The sequence below is a fragment of the Rhodoferax ferrireducens genome (genome assembly GCF_003347515.1).
Taxonomy (GTDB): Bacteria; Pseudomonadota; Gammaproteobacteria; order Burkholderiales; family Burkholderiaceae_C; genus Rhodoferax.
Genome location: NZ_QEII01000303.1, coordinates 117,057 through 142,990, shown reverse-complemented (window position 1 = coordinate 142,990; position 25,934 = coordinate 117,057). Strand labels below are relative to the sequence as shown.

The window sequence follows — 25,934 nt, the reverse complement described above, 5'->3', positions numbered from 1 at the left end:
CATTCAGCGGATGACGGCGTCGTCGAATCCGCATTAGCAGCTGGCAACGAGTTTCAGGGTGATGCGCATGTGGCAAAAGTGGGTTTCGTGGTTGTTCCGGTTCCGGTTTAAATTGGCGCTTTTGGGGCTGGCAGTGCTGGCAGTTATCGGGGTCTTGGTCGCCCGGGAAATGCGAACCTCGGCCTACCAGGCGCGGTTTTTTGCCGAACTGGCCCGCAAGGCGACCTACACGGTGGACGTGGGCCCAAGTCCATCCATCCGTTTCCCCAAGAGCGCGCCGTATGACGATCGTCTCGGTTACTCGCAGTTGCCGGTGTTTTTGGAGAAGCTCAAGACCCGTGATTTCGTGATCGCCCGGCAGGCGCGGATTTCCAGCACCCTGGCCGAGATTGTTGATGACGGCTATTTCGCCCCCTATCCGGAAAAGACCCAGGGCGGCCTGCGCATCCTCGATTGCCACAACGACAGCCTGTTTCAGGAGCGCTATCCGAAACGGGTGTTCGAGCGCTTTGAGGACATCGCGCCGATTCTGGTGGAGAGTTTGCTGTTCATTGAAAACCGTGAGCTGCTCGACCCCGAGCATCCCCAGCGCAATCCGGCGGTGGAGTGGGACCGGCTGGCCAATGCGGTGCTGATCAAGGCCAAGAACACCCTGACCGGCGACAGCCGCTCGCCCGGCGGCAGCACGCTGGCGACCCAGATCGAAAAGTACCGCCATTCGTCGGAAGGGCGCACCTCCTCGATCGAGGAAAAGCTGCAGCAAATGGTGTCGGCGGCCCTGCGCGCCTACCAGCAGGGGGAAGACACCAGCGCGGTGCGGCGCCAGATCGTGCTGAGTTACATGAACACCATGCCGCTCTCCGCCAAGGCCGGTTTTGGCGAAGTGCATGGCATGGGCGACGGGCTGTGGGTCTGGTACGGGCGTGATTTCAAGGACGTCAACCGCATTCTGAGCAACGCAGCCGCACACAACGGCGATTTGAGCGAGCAGGCACAACTGTTCAAACAGGCCCTGAGCCTGTTGATCTCGCAGCGCCGCCCGTCCTACTATTTCGACGCAGAAGAAGCCGAGCTGGAGCAGTTGACCGACAGCCATCTGAACCTGCTGGGCAGTGCCGGCGTGATCTCGCCCACACTGCGCGATGCGGCGCTCAAGGTCAAGCTCAATCGGCGCGCCCAACGCGTGCCCGCCGCGGCCATTTCCTTTGTCTCGCAAAAAGCGGCCAATGCGGTGCGCACGCATCTGGCCGGCTTGCTCGGTGGCAACCGGCTGTACGACCTGGATCGTCTGGACCTCAGCGTCGCCAGCACCCTGGATGCACCGGTGCAGATGGCCGTGACCACCTTGTTGCGCGAGTTGCGCGACCCGGACAAGGCCCGAGCCGCCGGGCTGTCCGCCAAGCAACTGCTGGCGCGCGGCGATCCGGCCAAGGTGGTGTACAGCTTCACCTTGTACGAGCGCGCCAAGGACACCAATTACCTGCGCGTGCAAACCGATAATTTCGACCAGCCGCTCAACATCAACGAAGGTACCAAGCTCGACCTCGGATCGACAGCCAAACTGCGCACGCTGGTGACCTATCTCGACGTCATGGACAAGCTGCACCAGCGCCTCGCAACGCTGGATGCCACCCAGTTGCGCGCGCTCGAGATCGACCGGAAAGACGTGCTGACGCGCTGGGCGGCCGACTACTTTGCGGCGGTCGAAGACAAGAGCCTGGGCGCGATGCTCGACGCGGCGCTGGAGCGACACTATTCGGCCAGCCCCGGCGAAGGCTTCATGACCGGCGGCGGCCTGCATCACTTCAATAATTTCAACAAAGAGGACGATGGCCGGGTGATGTCGGTACGTGACGGCCTGCGCAACTCGGTCAATCTGGTGTTCATCCGGCTGATGCGCGACATCGTGCACCACTACATGTTCCTGACCCCGGGCTCTTCGGCCAAGCTGCTGCAGGATGCCGATGATCCACGCCGCGCCGACTACCTGGCGCGTTTTGCCGATCGCGAAGGGCAGGTCTTCATGCGCCGCTTCCTGGTCAAATACCAGGGCAAAACCGCGCCAGAGGCGCAAGAGCTGTTGCTGGGCAATGTGCGCCCAACCCCCGCGCGCCTGGCGGCCATCTTCCGCACGCTGTTTCCAGAGGCGCCGCTGGACAAGTTCACGGTCTGGGTGAAGGACAACTTGCCGGACGGCGTCGACCCCGCCGAGCCCAAGCTGGCCAAGCTGTATGAGCAGTACGCGCCGCAGGCGATGTCGCTGGCGGATCGCGGCTACCTGGCGGGCGTGCATCCGCTGGAGCTGTGGCTGGTCGGCTACCTGCAAAACCACGCGGACGTGAGCCAGACGCAGGTGATGCAAGCCAGCGTGGCCGAGCGCCAGGCGGTCTATGCCTGGCTGTTTTCGACCCATCGCAAGCAGGCGCAGGACAAGCGCATTCTGGGCCTGCTCGAAGGTGAAGGCTTTCTGGAAATCCAGCGCCAATGGGCGCAGATGGGCTACCCCTTTGATTCGTTGGTGCCCTCGTATGCGACGGCGCTCGGGGCCTCGGCCGATCGTCCCGCCGCGCTGGCGGAAATGATGGGCATTCTGGTCAATGACGGCGTGCGCAAACCCAATACACGCATCCAGTCGCTGCACTTCGCGGTGGCCACACCTTACGAGACCCTGCTGCAACACCAGGCCGGCAAGGCGGAGCGGGTGCTGGCGCCCGAAGTCGCGCAGGCGGTGCGCGGTGCCATCCGGCGGGTGGTGGAGGAGGGCACGGCCAAACGCGTGAACAAGGCCTTTGTCCGCCCGGACGGCAGCCTTGTTTCGGTCGGCGGCAAGACCGGCACCGGCGATCAGCGCTTTGACACTTACGGCGCCGGCGGGCGCCTGATCAAGTCGCGCGTGGTGAACCGCTCGGCAACCTTTGTGTTCAATATCGACGAGCGCTTCTTCGGCACCATCATTGCCTACGTGCCGGGTGCGCAGGCCGCCGGCTACGACTTCACCAGCGGCTTGCCGGTGCAATTGCTGAAGGTGCTGGCGCCCCAGCTGATGCCCTTGATCAATGGCGGTGCCGGCGCAGTGGCCACACCGGGTAGCTGTGTGAGCGGCGGGGGCTGACCGGGCGCCTGTCACAGCGCTGTCACGCGCCTTGCCTACAGTGCGCTCATTCCATTGCATCCAAGGTGTTTTTTCATGTTGCTACGAAGTGTTGTGAGCGTCCTGGTGGCGCTCAGTCTGATTTCCTGCGCTGCGACCGGGCCTGCCATGGCACCAGCTGTCGGCCAGCCGTTCTCGTTCGGCCTGTGGGGCGACATGCCCTACAAAAAGGCAGGTGACGATGCCAAATTGCCGGCGGTACTGCAAAGCATCAACCAGTCCGATATTGCGTTCTCGCTGTACGACGGCGACATCAAGGACGGCAGTTCCAAATGCACCGACGACATTTACACCGATGCGCTGAAGATGTTTGGCAGCATGGCCAAACCGGTGGTGTACGTGGCCGGCGACAACGAATGGACTGACTGTCATCGCCTGAACAATGGCGGCTACGACGGCCTGGAGCGTCTGGCGCATCTGCGCCGCGTGATGTATCCCACCCTGAACAGCCTGGGCCAAAACCCGATGCCGCTGGAGCACCAGGGCAAGCCCGACGAGAAGTTTGTGGAAAACACCCGTTTCAGCCAGGGTGGCGTGGTGTTTGTGGGCATCAACATGCCGGGCAGCAACAACAACCTGGTCCTCAACGCCAAGGAGTGCAGCGCCAAGAGCGCACGCAATGCCGCGCAGTGCGATGCGGGCAATGCCGAATACCTGGAGCGTGATGCCGCCAATGTGGCGTGGCTGGCCGCCTCCTTCGCCCAGGCCAAGGCGCACAAGGCCATCGGTTTGGTGCTGGTGGTGCAGGCCGATCCCGGCTTCGACTTGCCCGAGACCGAAGACAGGGATGAAAGCACTGCGCCCGGGGTAAGCGGCTACCGCCATTTTATGAACCAGCTGGTGGCGCAAACCGAACAGTTCAAAGGCCAGGTTTTGTTCGTGCACGGCGACACGCACTTCTTCAAGATGGACAAGCCCCTGCACGGCCCCGGCAAGATGCTCACCAACCTGACGCGGCTGCAAACCTTTGGCAGCCCGTCGCTGCACTGGGTCAAGGTGACGGTGGACCCGACATCCGCCAACGTGTTTCAAGTGCAGCCGGTGATCGTGCGCCACTGAGGCCCGATGACTCAGACTTGCAGTTCAGTTCAGAAGTCTCTCGGCAAGGGCTGCAAGTCCCCATCCAGTTCCGCGGACCGGGTCTCCGCAAACAAGGATTCGCGGAACTCGACATTTTCATGGCGATGATCATCCAGGGCCAGCCGTTCAAGCTCATTGGCCGTGATCGGCATCGAAAAGAGATAGCCCTGCAGTTCATTGCATCCCATGCTGACCAGCAGTTCACATTGGCCAACGGTTTCCACGCCCTCGGCCACGACACGCAGATTGAGTGCGGTTGCCATGTTGATGATGGATTTGGCGATCGATCGGGCATCTTCGCTGTGTTCGAGGTCGGTGACGAAAGCCCGGTCAATTTTCAACTCGGCCGCGGGAAGCCGCCGCAGGGACGCCAGACTCGAATAGCCGGTGCCGAAATCGTCGATGGAGACATGGAAGCCGGCCTGGCGCATCTTGTCGAAGGTGAGCTGGGTGACCTTGGTGTCCTCCATGGCAACCGATTCGGTGATCTCGCAGGTGAACCGTCCCGGCTTGATGCCGTTGCGCCGCAAGGCCGCTTCAATGCGATCAACCAGATCATCCTCGCGCATCTGGTAGCCCGAAATATTGACGGCCACGCGCATGCGCAAACCGCGTTCACGCCAGCGGGCGGCATTGCGGCAGGCCTCCTCAATCACCCAATTGCCAATAGCACCGATCAAGCCATATCGCTCAGCCAGCGGAATGAAAACCAGCGGGCTCACCAATCCGCGTTCTGGATGGTGCCAGCGCAGCAGGGCCTCCGCCGCCGTGACTTGCAGGCTGATGGCGTCGATCTTGGGTTGAAAGTAGAGCTCCAGCTGACCCAGCTCCAGCGCGCTGCGCAGCTCGTTGACCAAAATGGCTTGCTCGCGCACGTCGGCACCCATCTTGAGGTCGTATTGGCAGAAGTCGCCCCCGCCGTGGAGCCTGACGCTGCGCATCGCCAGGGCCGCGTGCCCCAGGAGCATGGCGCGCGACCCATGCGCCGGATACATGGCGATGCCGATGGAGCAAGTCAACGGGGTCTGGATCAAGTCAACAGCAAAGCGTTCGGCAAAAACCTGGCTCACGCGGTTGGCCGTTGACCGCCCGACGGTCATCTCGCCACGCACAGCGAGTGCAAATTCACCGGCCGCAAGGCTGCAGACTTCGGTATCTGCACCGGTGAACGCCGCCAGCCGGTTTGACACATTCTTCAGCAGGCCGTCGGCAAAGTCGTTGCCAAAGGCGTCGTTGAGCATGAAGAAATTGTCCAGTGAGACATACAGGACGCAGAATGCCCCGCCACTGCGGTCCACCTTTTGAACCCATTGGTCCAGCACGGCGTCGAAGCCCGAACGGGTCAGCAGGCCCGTGACATTGTCGCGAGCCAACTGGGGAGACATTTCGCGAGAGACCCGGTCCAGTTCCACAGCCAGAGCCAAGCTGCGCTGGCGTTCACGCAAATACATTCCCACCGCGACGGTGGCCAGCAGCAAGCTCGCGGCCAGAAGGCCAAGCCAGGCACCCGTGTGATCAGACAGGAGGTTTGCGCTCATCCAGTGAAGCGTGCCGGCAGAGATAAATAAAACCGAGGGCGTGACATACTTTTTGTTCAGCTATCCATGGGTTGGCAGGCCACTGCGCAAAGGCGGGGATTCAGGCCTCATCTGTCCGAGAAGTTGGCTGAGTATAGTAACGGAGTGGGATGGCTAATTGCTCAAAATCAATAATCAGCCGAAATCTGCGGATCGTCTTGATCGACTGGCAGCGCTGGCTTTCAGGTGTTCAAAAGCGTCGCCGCGACAGGCTGTCATTGAGCTTGAATTAGGTCCCCGCGCTGCCTAAACTGGATTATTCCTTGCTGCCGCGAGGTGCGGTGACAAGCCTGTGTCCATCTGACTCCAACGGAGGTCCTTATGAGCTATCACCTGGAAGGTCGTCTGCTTGAGGTGTGCAATTGCAATGTCTTGTGCCCTTGCTGGATCGGCGAGGATCCGGACAACGGCACCTGCGACACCATCGTCGCGTGGCGCATCGACAAGGGAACGGTCGACGGCGTCGATGTGGGCGGCAACACCATTGCGGCCGTGGCCCATGTGCCTGGCAACATCCTGGAAGGCAACTGGACCGCCGCCATCTTTGTCGACGAGAACGCCTCCAAGGCACAGGAAGAGGCGCTGCTCAAGGTCTACACCGGCCAGGCCGGCGGCCCGGTCGCCGATCTGGCCAAGCTTATCGGTGAGGTTGTTTCGGTGGAGCGGGCGCCCATCCGTTTCACCGTGAACGAGGGCAAGGGCGAACTTGAGATCGGCAAGAACTACTACGCCGAACTCGAACCCTATCGCGGCGCGATGGGTGGCCTGACGACCCTCTCCGACACCGTGTTCTCGACCGTGCCGGGGGCACCGGTATTTGTCGGCAAGGCCCCGACCTACCGATCCAAGAACGCCGCGCTCGGCATTGACCTCGACATCAAGAACCACAACGCCCTGCAGAGCACGTTCGTCTTCGACGCATGAAACCTCCGCCGGCCGGCCTCGCGTTCGGCGGCGCCGCCCGTCATCGGCGCGTGTTCCTGCCGGTTCTGGTCGCGCTGATTGCGCTGGCATGGGCGACCTTGTGGGCGTGGGCGCGCAGCCCCTACGGACGCTATCTGGAGCACGGTGACTGGACCGCGTCGGGACCGGCCGCGTTTCTGTGCCGTGTCGTTCCCGCCGGCGATGTGGTCGTGCCCATGGTGCTCTACGCCAGCGCCTGGATACTGATGACGGCGGCCATGATGCTGCCGACCACCTTGCCCTTGTTCAACACCTTCGACCGCTTGACGGCCCAGCGCCCGGACCATGGGCGCCTCCTCACGCTGCTCGGCCTGGGCTACATGGCGGTGTGGGGCGCTTTCGGGCTGTTGGCGCATGCACTGCACAGTGCCGTGCTGTCTCTGTTCGCCAGCGTGCCCGCACTGGCCTGGCATGGCTGGCTGATCGGCGCCGCGAGCATTGCGTTGGCCGGTGCCTTTCAGTTCAGCAAGCTCAAGTACCGCTGCCTGGACAAGTGCCGCACGCCCTTGAGCTTCGTCATCGAGCATTGGCGTGGTGCGGGCCAGGCTTGGCACGCGTTCGCGCTGGGCGCGCACCACGGCCTGTTCTGTGTCGGCTGCTGCTGGGCGCTGATGCTGTTGATGTTCGCGCTCGGCACCGGCAGCCTCGGCTGGATGCTCCTGCTTGCGGCCGTGATGGCGGTCGAAAAAAACGTTCGCTGGGGCCAGCGCCTCAGCACGCCGCTCGGTGTTGCGCTGCTGTCTTGGGCCGCTGTCCTGGTGGCGACCCATGCGTGAAGAAAATGCCCGCATTAACGCGCGTGCGGCTATTCCTGATGCCAGACGGGCGTACCCGCCGTTTGCGCCAGCCACCCCCTGAACGCCGTCACCACCGGCCGCTCGTCCATGCGCTCCGGCGTCACCAGGTAGTAGGCCCGCTCGCCTTTGAGCGCCTGGTCGCAGGCCACCACCAGCTCACCGCGCGCCAGTTCGGCTTCGATCAGCAGCCGGGGCACCAGCGCCAGCCCCAAGCCCTGGGCGGCGGCCGCGGCGGTCATGGAAAACAGCTCGTAGCGCGGACCGGACAAGGCCAGCGGCGCGTCGGCCACGCCCATGGCATCAAACCATTGCCGCCACGCGCCCGGGCGCGTGCTCTGCTGCAGCAGCGGCAGTCGGGCGATGGCCTCGGGCGTCAGCGCCGCTTGCGCGCCCAAATAGCGGGGGCTGCACACCGGCACCACTTCTTCGTGCAGCAAGCGCACCGCGCGGGTGCCGGCCCAACGGTTCACCTGTTCGGCCGTGCCGGCGTAGAGCGCGGCGTCAAACGGCGTGTCGGCAAACATGAAGGGGCGGGTGCGGGTTTCGATGTGGACCGTGATCTCCGGGTGCAGCGCTTGCAGCCCGGGCAGGCGCGGAATCAGCCAGCGCGTGGCAAATGTGGGCACCGCGGCCAGATGAAGGGCGCCGCCGCTGCCTTGGGCTGACATCACGTCCAGCGTGTCCTGCTCCAGCCCCTGCAGGCGCGATGCCACTTGCAGCGCGTAGTCGGCGCCGCGCTCGGTCAGCGCCACGCCATGGCGGGTGCGACGGAACAGGGCCACGCCCACAAACTCTTCCAGTGCCGTGATCTGTCGCGACACCGCGCTTTGCGTCAGCGCCAGTTCCTGCGCCGCCCGTGTGTAACTTTCGTGGCGGGCGGCGGCTTCAAAGCAGAGCAGGGTGTGGGTGGAGGGGATTTTGCGGCGCATGGGTGCAGGCTGGGCAGTCGTGTGAAGCGCCTATTGTGCAGACCCCCGACCGCCAGCGCGCGTCAGGCGCCGTCCGGTTTGATCTGCGCTCGTGCAATCACCGGTTTCCAGCGTGCCTGCTCGGCCTTGATGAAGGCGTCGAACTCGGCGCTGGTGTTGCCCACCGCGATGGCCGTGTCCTGGCTCAGCTTGTCGCGGACCACCTGGCCGCGCGTCGCCTTGATGGCCTCGGCTTCCAGTTTGGCGATGTTGGCCTTGGGCCATTTGCTGGGCGCCAGCAGACCGTACCACTGCGTCATCTCGAAGCCCTTGTAGCCCTGCTCGGCCACGGTCGGCACATCCGGCAGTTGCGGCAACCGGCTGGTGGTACCGGTGGCAATGCAGCGCAGCTTGCCGGCCTTGATGAATTGCAGCAGCGCCGGCGCGCCCACCGAGGCGGCTTGCAGGCGACCGGCCATCAGGTCGGTCAGCATGGGGCCGGTGCCGCGGTAGGGCACATGCAGCATGAAGGTCTCGGTCGCCATCTTCAGGTATTCAAAAGCCAGGTGCCCGGCGCTGCCGTTGCCGGCGGAGCCGTAGTTGAGCTGGCCGGGTTTGGACTTGGCGTAGGCGATGAATTCCTTGAGGTTTTTCACCGGCAGATCGGGATGCACCACATACAGGCTGGGCACCTTGGACACCAGCGTGACGGGCACGAAGTCGCGCGCCGCGTCATAGGGCAGCTTGCTGAAGATATAGGGGTTGACCGCCAGCGTGCCGATGTGGCCCAGGATCAGCGTGTGGTCGTCGGTGGAATTTGCCACTTCCTGCATCGCAATATTGCCGGCGGCGCCGGGTTTGTTGTCCACAAACACGTTCTGGCCAATGGTCTTGGCCATTTCACCGGCCACGGCGCGGGCCACGATCTCCGAGCTGCCGCCGGGTGCGAACGGCACCACCAGGCGCAAGGGCTTGGACGGCCAGGCGGATTGCGCCTGGGCCATGAAGGGAGCGGTGGCCAGCGTCAGCGCGCTGGTCTGGGCCAGCCACTGGCGGCGCGAGAGGGAGGATTGGAAGTCTGTCATGGGGATTGCCTTGTGAAGGTTGAGGGGTGCTTGCGGACTTGACGATGGCTTATTCCAGCGCGATGCCGCGTGCCTTGATCACACGCGCCCAAAGCCCGATTTGCTGACGCACAAAGCGTTGCGCGGCGTCGGGGTCGCCTTTTTGAATCTCGCCGCCCAGTTGCGCAATGCGCGCCTTGATGTCGGGTGATTCCAGTGTTTTTTGCAGGGCGGCAGACAGTTTGTTCACCACCGCCTCCGGTGTGCCGGCCGGGGCCAGCAGCACGTTCCATTCATACACTTCGGCGCCTTGGATGCCGGCCTCGGCCAGCGTCGGCACCTCCGGCAGGATGGGTGAGCGTTTGGCGCTGGTCACGGCCAGCGCGCGCAGTTTCCCGCCCTGGATGTGGCCCAGCGTGGAGGCCAGGTTGCCGAAAAACACCGGCACCTGCCCGCCGACCACATCGTTGAGCGCCGGGCCGCCGCCTTTGTAGGGAATGTGCGCCATCTCCACCTTGGCGGCCGACTCGAACAGCGCGCCCGCCAGGTGCTGCGCCGAGCCGTTGCCCGACGACGCATAAGCCACGGCGTCGGGCCGTGCTTTGGCGGCCGTCACCAGATCAGCCACCGACTTGGCGGACCACTGCGCGTTGACCAGCAGCACATTGGGGAACAGCGCCACCACGCCGATCGGGCGAAAGGCCTTATCGGTGTCGTAGGGGATCTTGGCGTAGAGCGCCGGGTTCACGGCGAATGAAGAGGCATCCAGCATCAAGGTGTAGCCATCCGGCGCCGCCCTGGCCACGGCGGTCGCGCCAATCTGCCCGCTGGCGCCGGGCTTGTTCTCGACCACCACCGTCTGGCCCAGCGCCTCTCCCAGCTTGGGTGCCAGCAAGCGCGCCATGGTGTCGGCGCCACCGCCCGGCGGGTAGGTGACCACGAGGATGATGGGCTTGCTGGGCCAGGCCGGTGCGGTCTGGGCGTGGACTACGGCCGGTGCCAGCAGGGCTGATACCGCTATTGAAATAGTAGCTACTTGCGCAGGTAGTACGCTGGCTAGAGGCCTGTTTGGCTTGAAATTCAGGATGTTCATGGGTTTTTTGAGGAAGGGGGAAGGATCAGCGAACCTGGGCGGTGTATTGAAAGGCAAACGCATCGCCGAGCGTGGTGCGCAGCTCGACGCAATGGCCACCGAGATCGAAGGCGCGCCTTTGCACCTGGACACAGGGGTGGCCGGCTTCAAGCTGCAGCAATGCCGCTTGCTCGGCGTTCAACAGGCCAAAACTCAGCTGGTCCTCGGCGCGGTTGATAGTGACGCCGCAGACGCGTTGGTACATGGGGTAGAGCAGGTCGTCCCAGGCGGCGGTGTCGGACTGGGCCAGGGCGTCGAACACCGGCAGCGGCAGTGCCAAGTGCTCCAGCAGGCAGGGCCGGCCGTTCACGCTGCGCAGGCGCTGCAACTGCAGCACGCTGGCGCCGCTGGGCAAACCCAGAGCATCGGCGGTGTCGGCGGCGGCCAGTTGCACCTCGCGTTGCAGGATCGTTGATTGGGGCGTGCCGCCCCGTTCGTCACTCTGGCGAAAGCGGAAGAAGCGCAGCATCGACGCGCCGCCCAAGCCGGCGCGCACAAAAGTGCCGCGTCCGTGCTGGCGCTCCAGCAGTCCCTCGGCCACCAGCAGCGCCAGGGCCTGACGCAGGGTGCCCAAGGCCACGCCATGCTCTTTGGCCAGTGCCGCCTCGGCCGGCAAGGCGGTGCCGGGCACCCATTCGCCTTGGGTGATGCGCGCCCGCAAGCTCGCGGCCAGCCAGCCATAGCGGCTCTGGCCCGGGGCGGGGTGGTCCGGCGTTGGCCCGGTGCCGCCCGCTACGCCCGCGCTATCGATAGGAAATGAATTCATTGATTTAGTCCTCTAGATGACTAGAATATAAGCCATGAATTCTCAAAAGTCAAAAAATTCGATGCCGCAGGCAAGCGTGACCTCGCACCTGCCCGTCAGCACAGCGCAACCCACGACGTTCAGCGTGGACAGCCACTTTCATGTGTTCGAAGCCGGCCAGTCCCTGGCGGGCGCGCGTTACACCCCGCCTTACGCCGCGCCCCTGCGGGCCTGGCAAGCGGCGGCCGAGTCCGTCGGCGTCAGCCACGGGGTGCTGGTGCAAACCAGTTTCATGGGCACCGACAACCGTCTGCTGCTCGCGCAATTGGCACACCACCCGGACACGCTGCGCGGCGTGTCCGTGCTGCCGCCCACGGCCACCTTGGCCACGCTGGCGCCGCTGCAGGCCCGGGGCGTGCGCGGCATCCGCCTCAATCTGGCCGGGCGGTCGCATGACATGCGCGCCTGGGCCTCGGCCGCCCCTTTGTGGGACGCCATCCTGCAACTGCGCTGGCACGTGGAATTGCACACCGACGCCGGCGCGCTCCCCGACGTCATGGCGGCCTTGCCGCTGGCGCTGCCGCTGGTGGTCGATCACTTCGGCAAGCCGGCGCAGGCCTCGCCGCAGGATGCCACGGTGGCCGCCTTGCGCCAGCGCAGCCGACACGGCGGGACCGGCCGCAGCGCGTCACTTGGGCAAACAATGCCAAATGTGCACGTCAAGCTCAGCGCCGCCTATCGTCTGGCCTTGGGCGTGAAACCCCAGACCCTGGCCCGGCTGTGGCTGGAAGAACTGGGGCCACAGGCCCTGTTGTGGGGCAGCGATTGGCCCTGCACCAACCACGAATCAGAAGCCGACTACCCGGCATTGCACGCGGCGCTGGAGGACTGGCTGGGCCAGGCACCCGGTGTGGTGGAGGCGGTGCGGTCCCGCAATGCCAGGCGCCTGTATTGGGACGCGTCGTTATGGAATGCGTCCGTGGGTTGAGTTTTCATATGTGCGTTTGACGCATAACTGGATGAAAAACGATTGATTGTGGATTGTCCGTGCCGGCCCTAATATCGGCCTCACGCCCACCTTTCATCTGACTTTTTCAAATCCGGAGATATCCCATGGCCCACGCTTCATTCAACTGGCAAGATCCCTTTCTGCTCGACCAGCAACTCAGCGATGACGAACGCATGGTACGTGACGCCAGCGCCGCCTACAGCCAGGACAAGCTGCAGCCGCGCGTGATCGAGGCCTTCCGCAAGGAACAGACCGATGTCGCCATCTTTCGCGAGATGGGCGAACTCGGCCTGCTCGGGCCCACCATCCCGGAAGCCTACGGCGGCCCGGGCCTGAACTACGTGGCCTACGGCCTGATCGCGCGCGAAGTCGAGCGTGTCGACTCCGGCTACCGCTCCATGATGAGCGTGCAAAGCTCGCTGGTGATGGTGCCGATTTTTGAATTCGGCACCGAGGCGCAAAAACAGAAATACCTGCCCCGGCTTGCGACCGGCGAATGGATCGGCTGCTTCGGCTTGACCGAGCCGGACCACGGCTCCGACCCCGGCTCCATGGCCACGCGCGCGCACAAGGTGGCGGGCGGCTACAAGCTCTCCGGCAGCAAGATGTGGATCTCCAACAGCCCGATCGCCGACGTGTTCGTGGTCTGGGCCAAGGAGGTCAGCGAAAGCGGCCAGGTCGGCCCGATCCGCGGCTTCGTGCTGGACAAGGGGGCCAAGGGCTTGAGCGCCCCGGCGATCCACGGCAAGGTCGGCCTGCGCGCCAGCATCACCGGCGAAATCGTGATGGACGGCGTGTTCTGCCCGGAAGAAAACGCCTTCCCCGAAGTACAGGGTCTGAAGGGTCCGTTCACCTGCCTGAACAGCGCCCGCTACGGCATCGCCTGGGGCGCCCTGGGCGCCGCCGAAGACTGCTGGTTCCGCGCCCGCCAGTACGTCATGGACCGCACCCAGTTCGGCCGCCCCTTGGCTGCGAATCAGTTGATCCAGAAGAAGCTGGCCGACATGCAGACCGAGATTGCGTTGGGGCTGCAAGGCTGTTTGCGGCTGGGGCGCATGAAGGACGAAGGTACGGCTTCGGTCGAAATCACTTCTTTGCTCAAGCGCAATTCTTGCGGCAAGTCGCTGGATATCGCCCGGCTGGCACGCGACATGATGGGCGGCAACGGCATCTCGGACGAGTTCGGTGTCGCGCGGCATCTGGTGAACCTGGAGGTGGTGAACACCTATGAAGGCACGCACGATATTCATGCGCTGATTCTGGGGCGGGCGCAGACCGGGATTGCGGCTTTCGGTAACTGATTGGGTTTTTTGCGGGGTCGCTGTTCGGTCTGTGAGGCAGTGTTGGGGCTGTGGGGGCCCGCCTCATACTGTCAAAGGCCCAGAAATCGGCGGGCCCCCACAGCCCCAACACTGCGGCGACCGTGTCAGTACGCCAAGGTTGGAATACCCAGTCCCGGTAGTCGGTAGTCCCTCGTCGAGCACCACAACTTCACCGGTCGTGCGGGGTGGTCCGGGGGGGGCCGATTTCTGGGCCTTTGACAGTATGAGGCCCCCCGGACTGCCCCGCACGACAGCTACCAAAGCACCAAAGAGCCAACCTGAATCAGAACCCGTACGGAAAGCAACAAAATGACCACGAAACCAGCCGCATTGCAGCACCTCAAGGTACTGGACCTGTCCCGCGTCCTGGCCGGCCCCTGGTGCACCCAGATGCTCGCCGACCTCGGCGCTGACGTCATCAAGGTCGAGCGCCCGGGCGCCGGCGACGACACACGCCACTGGGGGCCCCCGTTCCTGCAAGATGCCCAGGGCAAGGACACCGACCAGGCTACCTATTTCACCGCCTGCAACCGCAACAAACGCTCCATCACCATTGACATGGCGAAGCCGGAAGGGCAGGCCTTGATCCGCCAGATGGCTCTGAGCAGCGACATCCTGGTGGAGAACTTCAAGGTCGGTGGACTTGCCGCTTACGGACTGGACTACGCCAGCCTCAAAGCCCTCAACCCGCGCCTGATCTACTGCTCGGTCACCGGCTTTGGCCAGGACGGGCCCTATGCCGAGCGCGCCGGCTACGACCTGATGATCCAGGCCATGACCGGCATGATGAGCATCACCGGCAAGGCGGACGAGGTACCCGGCGGCGGCCCGCAGCGCGTGGGCGTGGCCTTGACCGATCTGTTCACCGGCGTTTACGCCTGCAGCGCCATCCTTGCCGCCATCGAAGTGCGCCATCGCACGGGCGCCGGTCAGCACATCGATATGGCTCTGCTCGATGTCGGCATGGCGATTCTGGCGAACCAGGCGGCCGGCTTTTTGAACACCGGCAAGGTGCCGCAGCGCCAGGGCAATAGCCACCCGAGTCTGGCGCCGTACCAGGACTTTCCCACCGCAGACGGCGCCATGTTGCTGGCCATCGGCAACGACGGCCAGTTCGTCCGCTTCTGCCAGGCCGTCGAACACCCCGAGTGGGCGGCCGACCCGCGTTTTGCCACCAATACCTTGCGCGTGAAACACCGCGAGGCATTGATCCCCGCCCTGCAGGCCGTCACCCGCACACGCAGCACGGCGCAGTGGATCACCCTGCTGGAAGACAAGGCCGTGCCCTGCGGTCCGATCAACGATATGGGCCAGGCGTTTGACGACGCCCAGGTCAAAGCACGGGGTTTAGTGGTCAATCAGCCTCTAGCCCCCGTTGTTAGTTCGCATACAGCTATTGAATCAATAGCGACCGTGGCCAGCCCGCTGCGCCTGGGCGCCACGCCGCCAGTGCTGCGCCGGGCGCCACCGGCCTTGGGCGAGCACACCGAGGAGGTGCTGGCCGAGCTGGGGCTGGACGCGGCGCAGAGGGCGGCATTGCGCCAGGCGGGAGTGGTCTAGCCCGAGCGTCCTAAAATCGACGGGCGCATGTGAGCGCTACAACACCAAGGAAGATCAGACATGGGCGCGCAGTGGAAAGCAAAAGGTAAGGAACTGGCTGCAAATGCCAAAGGCAAATTGTTCGGACGGTTGGCCAAAGACATCATGATCGCGGCGCGCAGCGGGGCCGACCCGGCGTCGAACTCGCGCCTGCGGCTGATCGTCGAGCAGGCCCGCAAAGTCTCCATGCCCAAGGAAACTTTGGACCGCGCCATCAAGAAAGGGGCTGGCCTCACCGGCGAGGCCGTCAATTTTGAGCACGTGATTTACGAAGGCTATGCGCCGCACCGCGTCGCCGTCATGGTGGAATGCCTGACCGACAACGTGAACCGCACGGCGCCTGAAATGCGCGTGCTGTTCCGCAAGGGTCAGCTCGGCACCTCCGGCTCGGTGGCCTGGGATTTTGACCATGTGGGCATGATCGAAGCCGAGCCCGCGGCCGCCGGTGCCGACGCCGAGGTCGCCGCGATCGAAGCCGGCGCGCAGGACCTGGAGCCGGGCGAGGAAGAGGGCAGCACGCTGTTCCTGACCGACCCGGCCGATCTCGATCTGGTGAGCCGCGCGCTACCCGCCCATGGCTTCAAGGTCCTGTCCGCCAAGCTGGGCTACAAGGCCAAGAACCCGATCGACCCGGCCAGCCTGAGCGCCGAGCATCTGGAAGAAGTAGAAGCCTTCCTGGCCGCCATTGACGGGAATGACGATGTGCAGAATGTGTATGTGGGCTTGGCGGGCTGAAGCTGCTTTCCAGCCGCCCCATGCGGGACATCGGCAACTGCCGTTTGGCGACATTTCCCCCGCGTGACTGGCGATGACGGACGGCTGCACCAACGTATCTGGGTATATTCAATTCAAGGTATTCCGATGTGAGGAAGTGTTCTCTATTACTGCTCGCCCTCGCATTCACTGCCCTGTCGGCCGCGGCCGATGGGGTCGATCTCCATCGTTACTGGGATCAGCGTTGCGAGAGCTGTCATGGACACGCTGGCACCTTCGCCCGGCGCTTCTTACGAATTGACGATGGTCGTTTGGTGGGCACGCATCACAAGGAATATCTGGAACGGTTTCTTCACAATCACTACTTGACCGATGCGCTTGTTGGCCCCATCAGTGCCATGCTGATGGCTCAGGTGGCGAGTCCGCCGCTGTTTAGTGAAAAATGTGCAGGCTGCCACGGCAACGCTTCAGAATTTGCGCGCGAGTCCCTGCTCATTCAGGACGGTGTGCTGATGGCGCGCGCCAATGGGCGCAAGGTCGTCGATTACCTGGCAACACACGGCAAGCTCAATCCCGATGAGGTGCAGATGGTTGTACGCAGTCTGACCAGATTGCGAATGGAAGTGTCCAGTTCCATCAAGTGAATTGGAGACAAGGCCGGGCGTCCTACCCCGGGAAAAACTCCGGGTGCGCCTGGATGATCTTCTTCAGATGCTCGAAGCAGTCGGCATCAATCGCCGTGCCCACCGTCTCCGCCATGATGGTCAGCGTTTTCTCCACCGGCACGGCGCCGCGGTAGGGGCGCTCGGCGGTGATGGCATCAAAGATGTCGGCGGTGGTGATGATGCGGGTTTCCAGTGCGATGTCCGCTGCCTTCAGGCCCAGCGGGTAGCCGCGGCCATCGAGGCGCTCATGGTGCGCGGACGAAACGCGTGCCAGTTCGTCGAAGTGGCGGATGCGTCCCAGGATCGACTGGGTGTAACTCGCGTGCCGCCGTACCGCCGCCCACTCAAGCTCGTCCAGCTTGCCGGGTTTGTCGAGGATGGTATTGCTCACGCCCAGCTTGCCCACGTCATGCAGCAGTGCACCGCGTTTGAGCCAGCGCCGGCGTGCTTCTGGAATATCTAGCGACTCACCGAGCAGCGCCGTGTACAGCCCGACCCGGGCACTGTGGCCGGCTGTGTAGGGGCTTTTGGCGTCCACCACCTGGCCAAAGGCCTCGGCGATGTCGTCGAGGTAGTCCTCGTCCAGCACCGCTTCATGGCCGCCCGGCTCCATGGCGAACACGCGCGACTCGAGCTCGGGCGCGTTCAGAGTGTCCCAGAACGGCACGGCGCTGGCCACGGCCAGAAAGGCGTCCACCACCTCGGGGTCGAACCACTTGCCGCGTCGCGCCTGTACTTCTGCGCTGGCCGCAGCCTGGCCGTCGGAACAATTCACCACATCCACCACCTGCGCCAGCAGGGCGATACGCGCAAACAGGGGGATGGCATCGCCCGCCAGCGCAGCTGGCCGGCCTTGCCCGTTCCAGTGCTCGTCCAGCGAATGGATGCCTTGCGCCACGCCTTCCGAAAAGCGCAACTGCCGGGCAATGTCGGCGCCACGGGTGCAGCGGGTCTGGATCAGCTCCTGGGCGATCGCGTCGCCGTTGGACAGAATGCCGCCCAAGGCTTTCAGCCGCTCCATCAAGCCCGAGGCGGGGCCGGTGTGGCGCAGCAAAAAACGCAAGACCTGCGGCAGGCTGCCGTCCACCCACTTGAAATCGCGCTTGAAGGCCAGGTCGTCGGTCAGGTACAGCTCGCAGATGCGCGAGGCATTGCTGCTGCAGCCCAGGTCTTTCAGCAGCAGGGTGTAGTACAACTCCCACAGCTGCTCCGTGGGCAAGGCCAGTTGGTGGCCGATGTGCATGCCGATCCAGCAGCAGCGCACGCAGTGCCCCTCGGGTTGGCCTTCGGTGATGTCCAGCGCATGACTGAGTGCGCCCATGAGTTCCGACAGTTTCAAGGCCTGCATAAGTCCTTTTAAAGAGGATGCTCGGTGTAGAACTTGCCGCCGTGAAACAACAGGGGCGATGCGCCTACGCGGTGCGAGCAGCGCTCGACCTCGCCGACAAAAATGACGTGGTCGCCCTCCGTGTAGCGGCTGCGGTTGAAGCATTCAAAGGTGGCGGCCGCCCCGGCCAGCAGGGGTGCGCCACTCACGCCATCGACAAAAGCCACATTGGCAAAACGGTCCAGGTCTTTGGCGGCAAAACGCTTGGCCAACTCTTTCTGGTCCGCCGCCAGAATGTTGATGGCGTAGTGCGAGCCGGTGCTGAACGCCGGCAGGGAGGCGGCCGCGCGCGCCAGACTCCACAGCACCAGCGGCGGGTTGAGCGACACCGAGTTGAAGGAATTGGCGGTCAGCCCCACCAGCGCGCCCTCGGCGGTGCGGGCGGTCACGATGGTCACACCGGTGGCAAACATGCCCAGGGCGGTGCGAAACTCGGGTTTGGAAAAATTGGGGGGGCGGGCCCGGGGAGCCAGATCAGACAAAGACATGACTGCAATTTACCCGAGTTTTGCGCAGTCGCTTGTCAGCCCGGCTTTTTGGAGCTGACGGCGCTCAGGGTTTGTACGAATGTTTAATTTATTGAACGTTTGTTCAAATAGCGCTGACTATTTTGTGAAACCCTTGGAGGATCACCTGACCATGAGCACCCGCAGACACTTTATCACCGGCGCCGCCGCACTGCCTTTGGGCGGTGTGTTGGCATTGCCATCCCTGGCTTGGGGCCAGGGTCTTGAACTTGGCCGTATCGTCAGCGGCTTCCCGCCCGGCGGCACGGTGGACGTGCTGGCCCGGCGCGTCGCCGACAAGCTGCGCGGTAGCTACGCCACGAACATGGTGGTGGAGAACAAGCCCGGTGCGGCGGGGCAGATTGGCGTGATCACGGTCAAGGACGCCAACCCCGACGGCAGCACCTTGCTGCTCACGCCCTCGTCCATGCTGTCGATCTACCCCTACACCTACCCCAAGCTGCAGTACAAGCTTGAGGATGTGGCCCCGGTGTCGGTGGGCGCCTACATCAACCACGGTCTGGCAGTGGGTCCCGCCGTGCCGGCCAGCGTGAAGACGCTCAAGGACTTCCTGGCCTGGACCCGGGCCAACCCGGACAAGGCCAGCTACGGCAGTCCCGGCGCCGGCTCCATGCCGCACATGATCGGCGTCTTGATTGACAAGTTTGGCGGGGCGGGCTGGCGGCACATTCCGTACCGGGGCACGGTGCCGGGCGTGCAGGACTTGCTGGGCGGCCAGATCTCGGCCTTTTGCGGCCCGATTGGCGACTACCTTCCCCATCTAAAGACCGGCAAACTGCGGGTGCTGGCCATCTCGGGCAAGAGCCGTTCGCCCTTCCTGCCGGACGTGCCTACCTTGCGCGAGCTGGGCATGCCGCTGGCGGTGCGTGAGTGGTATGGCTTTTTCCTGCCCGGCAAGGCTTCCGCCACGACCGTGCGGCGTGCCGCCGCCTACCTGCAGCCGGCACTGGCCCAGCCTGATCTGGTGGACTACGGCCGCCAGTTCGGGCTGGATATCCAGTCGTCCAGCGCGCCGGCGCTGGGCGAGTTGCTGCAGGCGGACGCCGAGGAATGGCGCCGTCTGATCAAGCAGATCGGTTTTACCGCAGAGTCTTGAGGCGCCGCAATTCAGACAGAGGGGCTTGAAGCCGCCTCGTGCATGGCCGCCAGCAAAGTAGCCGGGTCTTGTGCGCCGGACAGGCTCAACTTCTGGTTGAAGATGAAGAAGGGCACACCGCTGATGCCCAGGCGCCTGACGTGGGCGTCGGCCTGAGCCACCACGTCCAGATGTTCGAGATCGGTCACAAAAGCGCGGGCATCGTCGCCGTTCAGTCCCGCTTCTTCGGCAATCTCGGCCAGCACATCGGGGTCACCGATAAAACGGTTTTCGATGAAGTAGGCCTTGAACAGACGTTCCTGGATGTCGCTGGCATCAGCGTCACCCGACTGGGCAAAGGCCAGCAGGGCGTGCGCGGCCAGCGTGTTGGGCTGGCGCGTGATGCCGTCGATATTCAGTGTCAGGCCCGCGGCTTTGCCCGCCGTGCGCACCCGCTCATAGATTTCGGCAGCGCGCGCCGGCCCGCCAAACTTGTCTTCCAGGTACTGCTGGCGCGGCATGCCTTCGGCCGGCATGTCCGGATTCAGCTGGAACGGGTGCCAGCGAATCACCACATTGGGCAGGTTGGCGGCCTCGGGCAGGGCCAGGGCGGCTTCAAGTTTGCGTTTGCCGATGTAGCACCAAGGGCAGACGACGTCGGACACCACGTCGATGGTCAGGGTAGGGCTGTTCATCGCCAAATTGTAGGCGGCGCATCCCGCGTGGTGCGTCGTGAAGGCTATTCGGCGGTCGGCCCCGCTGGCGGCAGCGCCACGCGCAGAACCGGATTTTTCTGCGCGTCAATGAAGGTTTCAAGCGAGTCGAACAGGTCGTCGAAAACCTCCCGGCCAAAGGCTTGTTCGATATGCTGGTACTGCAAGTCGATCAAGGGCGCCATCGTATTGACAAGCTGGTCCCCTTTGGGCGCCAAACGCACCACCACGCGACGCTGATCGCCAGCCACGCGGCTGCGCTGAATCAGCGCCATCTCTTCCATGCGCGCCAGCACGCCCGCCATGCTGGCGCTCAGAATCTGGCACAGCGTGCAAATTTCACGGGGCTCCAGCTGACCATGCTCGTCCAGAGCGCGCAGGATGCGCCATTGCTGATCCGTCAGACCAAAGTGATTGAGGATCGGCCGAAAGTGGGACATCAGACTGTCCCGGGCCTTCAGGAAAAGCTGGGGCAGGTTGCGGTAGGTAATGCGGGGCTTCACGGGGGAGGGTGCCATTTCAAGTCTTGTTTTGTGGTCAGGGAATCTGGGCTGCAAAAGGCAGGCGGTTTTATCTGCTCACATATTAGTGATTAAAATACTAATATGTTTGTGAATTTCTCTGAAAGTCGGTCCCCAACGGGGCCTTGGGCATGATTGTCAGAGACCGCCCGTCCGCGCTCAAGATGTTCTTGCTGCTGCGCGGATCCATCCTGCCGCGGATTCTGCCATCCTTGCTCGTCAACACCGTGCTCGCCACGCTGGTCACCATCAACCATGGCGACCTGTTTGCACTCAAGATCACCTTGACCACGATTCCCTTTACCCTGATCGGCCTGCCGCTGGCGATTTTTCTGGGCTTTCGCAACAATGTCGCTTACGACCGGTTCTGGGAAGGGCGCAGGTTATGGGGCGAACTGGTTCACAAAAGCCGCAGTCTGTCACGCCAGTGCCAGAGCCTGATTGTTGATGCGGCGCCGGCCCACGCGAATCGTGGCTTGAGCGATACGCGGGTGCGCATGATTTACCGCGCCGTTGCGTTCGCCCATGCCTTGCGCCAGCAGCTGCGCAACTCCAACACGTCGGCTGAATTGAAGGACCTGCTGCTCGAATCGGAATGGCAGCAGATGGAAAAATCATCCAACAAGCCGGATTTCCTGATGCTCAAAATGGGGGAGGATCTGGGGCTGTGCCTGAAAGAGGGCCGGATTGACAGCTGTCTGGCGGCCTCCATTGATGCCACCCTGTCGTCCATGACCGGCGCGGCGGGTGGCTGCGAACGCATCAAAAGCACACCGGTGCCCTTTTCCTACACGCTGCTTTTGCACCGCACCGCCTATCTTTATTGTTTCCTGCTGCCATTCGGGCTGGTCGACTCCATCGGCTTCATGACCCCTTTTGTGGTGGCCATCGTGGCCTACACCTTCTTCGGCCTGGATGCCCTCGGCGATGAAATCGAGGAACCTTTTGGCACCGATTCCAACGACCTGCCGCTGGACGCCATCTGCCGCACTATTGAGATCAACCTGCGCGAATCACTGCACGACGAGCACGTTCCGGCACCACTGGTCCCGATCAACTATTGCCTGACCTGAAGGCCGGCAAAACTTCCACAGCGCCCGGCGAACCATGGGTCGCTGCCCTCTTCCACTTTACAGACATAAAAGGAAATCAAAAAATGCAAGACAAGCATCAGGACCGAATTCGTTGTCCGCTCTTGAGAACGCGTGTGACCAGTGCCGCCACGGCCGCCGAATGGATACAGGACGGCATGACGATTGGCATGAGCGGTTTTACCCGCGCCGGCGACGCCAAGGTGGTGCCCTTGGCGCTGGCCGAACGGGCGCGCAAGGAAAAGCTGAAAGTCACGCTGATGACCGGTGCCTCACTGGGCAGCGACGTGGATAAAACGTTGACTGAAGCCGGCGTGCTGGCGCGCCGCATCCCTTTCCAGGCCGATCCGGTGCTGCGCGCCGCCATCAACCGGGGCGAGGTGATGTATGTGGACCAGCACCTGTCTGAGACGGTGGAGCTGTTGCGCACCCGGCAAATGGCGCCGATCGACATCGCCATCATCGAGGCCATCGCCATCACCGAGACCGGCGCCATCATCCCCACCACCTCGGTCGGCAACAGCGCCAGTTTTGCGATTCTGGCGGACAAGGTGATTGTTGAAATCAACGTCACGCAGTCGCTGGAACTGGAAGGCCTGCACGACATCTTTATCCCCAAGCATCGCCCGCAACGCGAACCGATGCCCTTGATGACGCCGCATGACCGCATCGGCACCACCGCCATCGAGATCCCGGCCGACAAAATCGTCGCCATCGTTTTCACGGAAAAGCTCGACAGTTCCTCGACCATCCTGCCGCCCGACACGGAGACGGCGGCCATCGCCGCGCATCTGGTGGAGTTTTTCAAGGAAGAAGTCGCGCAGGGGCGGCTGACCGAGAGCCTGCTGCCGATGCAGGCCGGCATCGGCACCATCGCCAACGCCGTGATGGGCGGCTTTATTGACAGCCCGTTCAAGCACCTGAGCATGTATTCCGAGGTGCTGCAGGACTCGACCTTCGATTTGTTCGACGCCGGCAAGCTGGATTTCGCCTCCGGGTCCTCGATCACCCTGTCATCGCAGAAAAGCCGGGAAGTCTTTGGCGACATCGGTAAATACAAGGACCGGCTGGTGCTGCGCCCGCAGGAGGTGAGCAACCATCCCGAAATCATCCGGCGTCTGGGCATCATCGCCATCAACACCGCGCTGGAAGCCGATATCTACGGCAACGTCAATTCAACCCATGTGCTGGGCACGCACATGATGAACGGTATCGGCGGCTCCGGGGACTTTGCGCGCAACGCCTATCTGTCGGTTTTTGCTACCAAATCGATTGCCAAAGGCGGAAAAATATCGAGCATCGTGCCAATGGTGTCGCATGTCGATCACACCGAGCACGACGTGGACATCATCGTCACCGAAGTCGGCCTGGCCGATTTGCGCGGACTCGCGCCGCGCGAGCGCGCCGAGCTGATCATTAACAACTGCGTCGCCGAACCGTATCGGCACATGCTGCATGACTACGTGACCGAAGCCCAGCTGCGCGGCGGACACACGCCGCATGTACTGGAAAAAGCGCTGTCTTGGCACACGCGTTACCGGGAGACAGGCTCGATGCTGACCCATGAGAAAGAAGCGGAAATCCTGGCGCAAGAGGCCATCAGTCTGGCCAACGCCTAGGGCCGCATAGGTTATTGCGCCGTCTGCATGCGCAGGCGGCGCGCCGCGTCCTCGGCGCGGGCGTCGTCAATCTCGCGCATCAAGCCGCCCACATCGACGGCGCCGGCCTTGCGCTTGAAGCGGCCGGTGAGCACCACGGCAGGGTCCAGCACGCCGCGTTGGTACAAGTCCCAGATCTCGGGGCCAAACTCGGTGTGCAGCAGCTCGGGCGCAAAGCCGCCAAAGAAGCCGCGCAAATTGGCGACATCGCGCAGCAGCATGCGCTGCGCGTGGTTGTTACCGGCCGCGTCGACCGCTTGCGGCAGGTCGATGATCACCGGGCCGTCTTCCGCCAGCAGGATGTTGAATTCCGACAAGTCGCCGTGCACCACGCCCGCGCACAGCATGCGCATCACCTCGATCAACAGTGTGCCGTGGTGCGCCCGCGCCTGCTCGGGCGTGAGCACCACGTCGTTCAGGCGCGGGGCGGCGTCGCCGTGCTCGTCGGTCACCAGCTCCATCAACAGCACGCCGTCGCAAAAATTGTGCGGCTTGGGCACGCGCACGCCGGCATCGGCCAGGCGGTAAAGCGCATCGACCTCGGCGCTCTGCCAGGCAGCCTCTTGCTTCTCGCGGCCGAAGCGGGTGCCCTTGGCCATGGCGCGTGCTTCGCGCGAGTTTTTGACTTTGCGGTTTTCGGTGTAGTCCACCGCCTGGCGGAAGCTGCGATTCGTGGCCTCCTTGTAGATCTTGGCGCAGCGCGTTTCGTCGCCGCAGCGCACCACGTAAACCATCGCCTCCTTGCCGCTCATCAGCTGGCGCACGACCGTGTCGATCAGGCCTTCTTCGATCAATGATTGCAGTCGCTTGGGTGGTTTCATGGGCCACATTTTGCACTGTGCGCACCATCAACCGAACCGTACCGCCTGCAAATTCATTCAAAAGCGGACAGCGACGATTAGCGCTGGCAGAAATTGAAGCGTTTGCGAGGCGGGTTGGACGCCACTGTGGCACTTTGGGAATAGCGCTTGAGAAGTATCAAGCTGCGCCTGACCCAGCGTCATAGAGTGGAAATTTTCTGTTGCCCCAAGGAACACCATGCCATGTCTCTGATCCTGAGTTCCACGTCATTCCCGCACAAGGGCACGATTGCATTGCGTCAAACCTGTGACGGTGAAGATCTTTCGCCGCAGCTTGTCTGGTCGGGTGTCCCTGCGAACACGCAAAGTCTGGTCCTGATTGTTGATGACCCGGATGCGCCGGACCCGAAAGCGCCAAAAATGACTTGGGTGCACTGGATTCTTTACAACATCTCCCCGGATGTCCATGAATTGCCGGAGGGCGTCGCTGACAAGGCCTTGCCCGAGGGAACCCGGCAGGGGCTGAATGACTGGCGGCGTACCGGCTATGGAGGACCCTGCCCGCCGATTGGTGCGCATCGCTATTTCCACAAGCTGTTCGCCCTCGATGCCCTGCTCCCGGACCTCAGATTACCCAGTAAAGCGGCATTGGAAAAAGCCATGCAAGGCCACGTGCTGGCGCATGCCGAACTGATTGGCTTCTATCAACGGCGAGTGGCCGTCATGCGGTAATTCAAAATATGTGAATTTAAAGTTCAATTCAATTGAACTTGTTTGCATTTGCTGACCTCTAAACTTTGACCAAGTCAAGGATTCGCCTTGATGCATCGATTTTTGGAAGTCTGACGTGACCGTATCTCCCCCTACCGGCCCGACGCAAGTTGGGCTCCGCTACTCGCCTTTGGCAATCGCCCTGCACTGGTTGTTGGGGCTGGTTGTTTTGGCCATGTTTGCGGTCGGCTTTTATATGGCCGATCTGCCTTTTTCACCCTTGCGCCTGAAACTCTACAACTGGCACAAATGGGCGGGTGTGACCTTCTTGGCGCTGACGGTTGTGCGTCTGCTGTGGCGTGCCACCCATCGGCCGCCGGCCCTCCCGCACGCCATCACGCGGGCCATGCCGAGCTGGCAAACCCGGGCCTACCATGCGACGCATTATCTTTTGTACGTGCTGTTTTTTGCCGTACCGCTGATCGGATGGGCCTATAGCTCGGCAGCCGGCTTCCCGATAGTCTGGTTTGGCCAGATTCCCCTGCCTGATTTGTTGTCCCCCAACAAGGACCTGGCCGACATGATCAAGCCACTGCACGGGCTCGCCGCCTTTGCACTGGTGGGTTTGGCGGGCTTGCACATCGCCGCAGCGCTCAAGCACCACTGGATCGATCGTGATGGCCTGCTGTCGCGCATGTTGCCGGGCCGTACCTGAAACCACTCTA

General features: G+C 63.0%; 24 protein-coding genes. 14 read left to right on the top strand and 10 right to left on the bottom strand.

What is annotated here, in order from left to right:
- Positions 1-61 precede the first annotated feature (61 nt).
- Both C5P05_RS23850 and C5P05_RS23845 read left to right on the top strand, forming a co-directional pair.
- A complete protein-coding gene (locus tag C5P05_RS23850; RefSeq protein ID WP_420130771.1) occupies positions 62-3,112 on the top strand; it encodes a transglycosylase domain-containing protein in 3,051 nt (1,016 codons plus the stop codon).
- A 75-nt stretch (positions 3,113-3,187) separates the two neighbouring features.
- Positions 3,188-4,210, top strand: coding sequence for a hypothetical protein (locus C5P05_RS23845; RefSeq protein WP_114972351.1), 1,023 nt, complete (start codon positions 3,188-3,190; stop codon positions 4,208-4,210).
- 29 nt (positions 4,211-4,239) lie between these two features.
- Here the strand turns inward: C5P05_RS23845 and C5P05_RS23840 are convergent, their stop codons facing one another.
- Positions 4,240-5,769: a putative bifunctional diguanylate cyclase/phosphodiesterase gene (locus C5P05_RS23840; protein ID WP_114972350.1), complete on the bottom strand. Its 1,530-nt coding sequence runs from the start codon at positions 5,767-5,769 to the stop codon at positions 4,240-4,242.
- 360 nt (positions 5,770-6,129) lie between these two features.
- Here C5P05_RS23840 and C5P05_RS23835 point away from each other — a divergent pair, with 360 nt between their 5' ends.
- On the top strand, positions 6,130-6,732 hold the full coding sequence (locus tag C5P05_RS23835; protein ID WP_114972349.1) for a DUF1326 domain-containing protein: 603 nt from the start codon (positions 6,130-6,132) through the stop codon (positions 6,730-6,732).
- A complete protein-coding gene (locus C5P05_RS23830; RefSeq protein ID WP_114972348.1) occupies positions 6,729-7,547 on the top strand; it encodes a DUF2182 domain-containing protein in 819 nt (272 codons plus the stop codon). The genes C5P05_RS23835 and C5P05_RS23830 overlap by 4 nt, the downstream gene beginning before the upstream one ends.
- A 29-nt stretch (positions 7,548-7,576) precedes the next feature.
- Here C5P05_RS23830 and C5P05_RS23825 read toward each other — a convergent pair whose 3' ends face one another.
- The 4 genes from C5P05_RS23825 to C5P05_RS23810 form a co-directional block, all read right to left on the bottom strand.
- Positions 7,577-8,497, bottom strand: coding sequence for a LysR substrate-binding domain-containing protein (locus C5P05_RS23825; RefSeq protein ID WP_114972347.1), 921 nt, complete (start codon positions 8,495-8,497; stop codon positions 7,577-7,579).
- Positions 8,498-8,559: 62 nt separating this feature from the next.
- A complete protein-coding gene (locus tag C5P05_RS23820; protein ID WP_114972346.1) occupies positions 8,560-9,561 on the bottom strand; it encodes a Bug family tripartite tricarboxylate transporter substrate binding protein in 1,002 nt (333 codons plus the stop codon).
- 49 nt (positions 9,562-9,610) lie between these two features.
- On the bottom strand, positions 9,611-10,633 hold the full coding sequence (locus tag C5P05_RS23815) for a tripartite tricarboxylate transporter substrate binding protein (RefSeq protein WP_114972345.1): 1,023 nt from the start codon (positions 10,631-10,633) through the stop codon (positions 9,611-9,613).
- A 25-nt stretch (positions 10,634-10,658) separates the two neighbouring features.
- Positions 10,659-11,438 carry a GntR family transcriptional regulator gene (locus tag C5P05_RS23810; protein WP_114972344.1) on the bottom strand — a complete coding sequence of 260 codons (780 nt, stop codon included), beginning with the start codon at positions 11,436-11,438 and terminating at the stop codon, positions 10,659-10,661.
- 34 nt (positions 11,439-11,472) lie between these two features.
- Here C5P05_RS23810 and C5P05_RS23805 point away from each other — a divergent pair, with 34 nt between their 5' ends.
- From C5P05_RS23805 to C5P05_RS23785, 5 genes are all read left to right on the top strand, one after another.
- Entirely contained in the window at positions 11,473-12,405 is a 933-nt protein-coding gene (locus tag C5P05_RS23805; RefSeq protein WP_232834639.1) for an amidohydrolase family protein, read from the top strand.
- Positions 12,406-12,530: 125 nt separating this feature from the next.
- Entirely contained in the window at positions 12,531-13,727 is a 1,197-nt protein-coding gene (locus C5P05_RS23800) for an acyl-CoA dehydrogenase (RefSeq protein WP_114972342.1), read from the top strand.
- A 330-nt stretch (positions 13,728-14,057) separates the two neighbouring features.
- Entirely contained in the window at positions 14,058-15,308 is a 1,251-nt protein-coding gene (locus C5P05_RS23795; protein ID WP_114972341.1) for a CaiB/BaiF CoA transferase family protein, read from the top strand.
- 60 nt (positions 15,309-15,368) lie between these two features.
- Positions 15,369-16,082, top strand: coding sequence for a YebC/PmpR family DNA-binding transcriptional regulator (locus tag C5P05_RS23790; protein WP_114972340.1), 714 nt, complete (start codon positions 15,369-15,371; stop codon positions 16,080-16,082).
- A 128-nt stretch (positions 16,083-16,210) separates the two neighbouring features.
- Entirely contained in the window at positions 16,211-16,705 is a 495-nt protein-coding gene (locus tag C5P05_RS23785; RefSeq protein WP_157979444.1) for a hypothetical protein, read from the top strand.
- Between the two features lie 22 nt (positions 16,706-16,727).
- Here the strand turns inward: C5P05_RS23785 and C5P05_RS23780 are convergent, their stop codons facing one another.
- Entirely contained in the window at positions 16,728-18,074 is a 1,347-nt protein-coding gene (locus C5P05_RS23780; RefSeq protein ID WP_114972338.1) for an HD-GYP domain-containing protein, read from the bottom strand.
- A gap of 8 nt (positions 18,075-18,082) precedes the next feature.
- Entirely contained in the window at positions 18,083-18,601 is a 519-nt protein-coding gene (locus tag C5P05_RS23775) for a flavin reductase family protein (protein WP_114972337.1), read from the bottom strand.
- A gap of 151 nt (positions 18,602-18,752) precedes the next feature.
- Between C5P05_RS23775 and C5P05_RS23770 the strand changes: the two genes are divergently transcribed.
- On the top strand, positions 18,753-19,736 hold the full coding sequence (locus C5P05_RS23770; RefSeq protein WP_114972387.1) for a tripartite tricarboxylate transporter substrate-binding protein: 984 nt from the start codon (positions 18,753-18,755) through the stop codon (positions 19,734-19,736).
- A gap of 11 nt (positions 19,737-19,747) precedes the next feature.
- On the opposite strand, the gene C5P05_RS23765 is transcribed toward C5P05_RS23770, so the two are convergent.
- Together C5P05_RS23765 and hpaR are read right to left on the bottom strand one after the other, a co-directional pair.
- Complete coding sequence (locus C5P05_RS23765) at positions 19,748-20,410, bottom strand: DsbA family oxidoreductase (protein WP_114972336.1); 663 nt, start codon at positions 20,408-20,410, stop codon at positions 19,748-19,750.
- 44 nt (positions 20,411-20,454) lie between these two features.
- Positions 20,455-20,946: a homoprotocatechuate degradation operon regulator HpaR gene (hpaR, locus tag C5P05_RS23760; RefSeq protein WP_232834638.1), complete on the bottom strand. Its 492-nt coding sequence runs from the start codon at positions 20,944-20,946 to the stop codon at positions 20,455-20,457.
- A gap of 134 nt (positions 20,947-21,080) precedes the next feature.
- Here hpaR and C5P05_RS23755 point away from each other — a divergent pair, with 134 nt between their 5' ends.
- Positions 21,081-22,022: a bestrophin family protein gene (locus C5P05_RS23755; protein WP_114972334.1), complete on the top strand. Its 942-nt coding sequence runs from the start codon at positions 21,081-21,083 to the stop codon at positions 22,020-22,022.
- 83 nt (positions 22,023-22,105) lie between these two features.
- Entirely contained in the window at positions 22,106-23,659 is a 1,554-nt protein-coding gene (locus C5P05_RS23750; protein ID WP_114972333.1) for an acetyl-CoA hydrolase/transferase family protein, read from the top strand.
- Positions 23,660-23,670: 11 nt separating this feature from the next.
- Here C5P05_RS23750 and C5P05_RS23745 read toward each other — a convergent pair whose 3' ends face one another.
- Positions 23,671-24,519: a PA4780 family RIO1-like protein kinase gene (locus C5P05_RS23745; RefSeq protein WP_114972332.1), complete on the bottom strand. Its 849-nt coding sequence runs from the start codon at positions 24,517-24,519 to the stop codon at positions 23,671-23,673.
- A 222-nt stretch (positions 24,520-24,741) separates the two neighbouring features.
- Here C5P05_RS23745 and C5P05_RS23740 point away from each other — a divergent pair, with 222 nt between their 5' ends.
- Together C5P05_RS23740 and C5P05_RS23735 are read left to right on the top strand one after the other, a co-directional pair.
- Entirely contained in the window at positions 24,742-25,230 is a 489-nt protein-coding gene (locus C5P05_RS23740; protein ID WP_114972331.1) for a YbhB/YbcL family Raf kinase inhibitor-like protein, read from the top strand.
- Between the two features lie 115 nt (positions 25,231-25,345).
- The gene (locus tag C5P05_RS23735; protein WP_114972330.1) at positions 25,346-25,924 is read left to right on the top strand and encodes a cytochrome b; all 579 of its coding nucleotides are present in this window, start codon (positions 25,346-25,348) and stop codon (positions 25,922-25,924) included.
- The last annotated feature ends 10 nt before the right edge of the window (positions 25,925-25,934 follow it).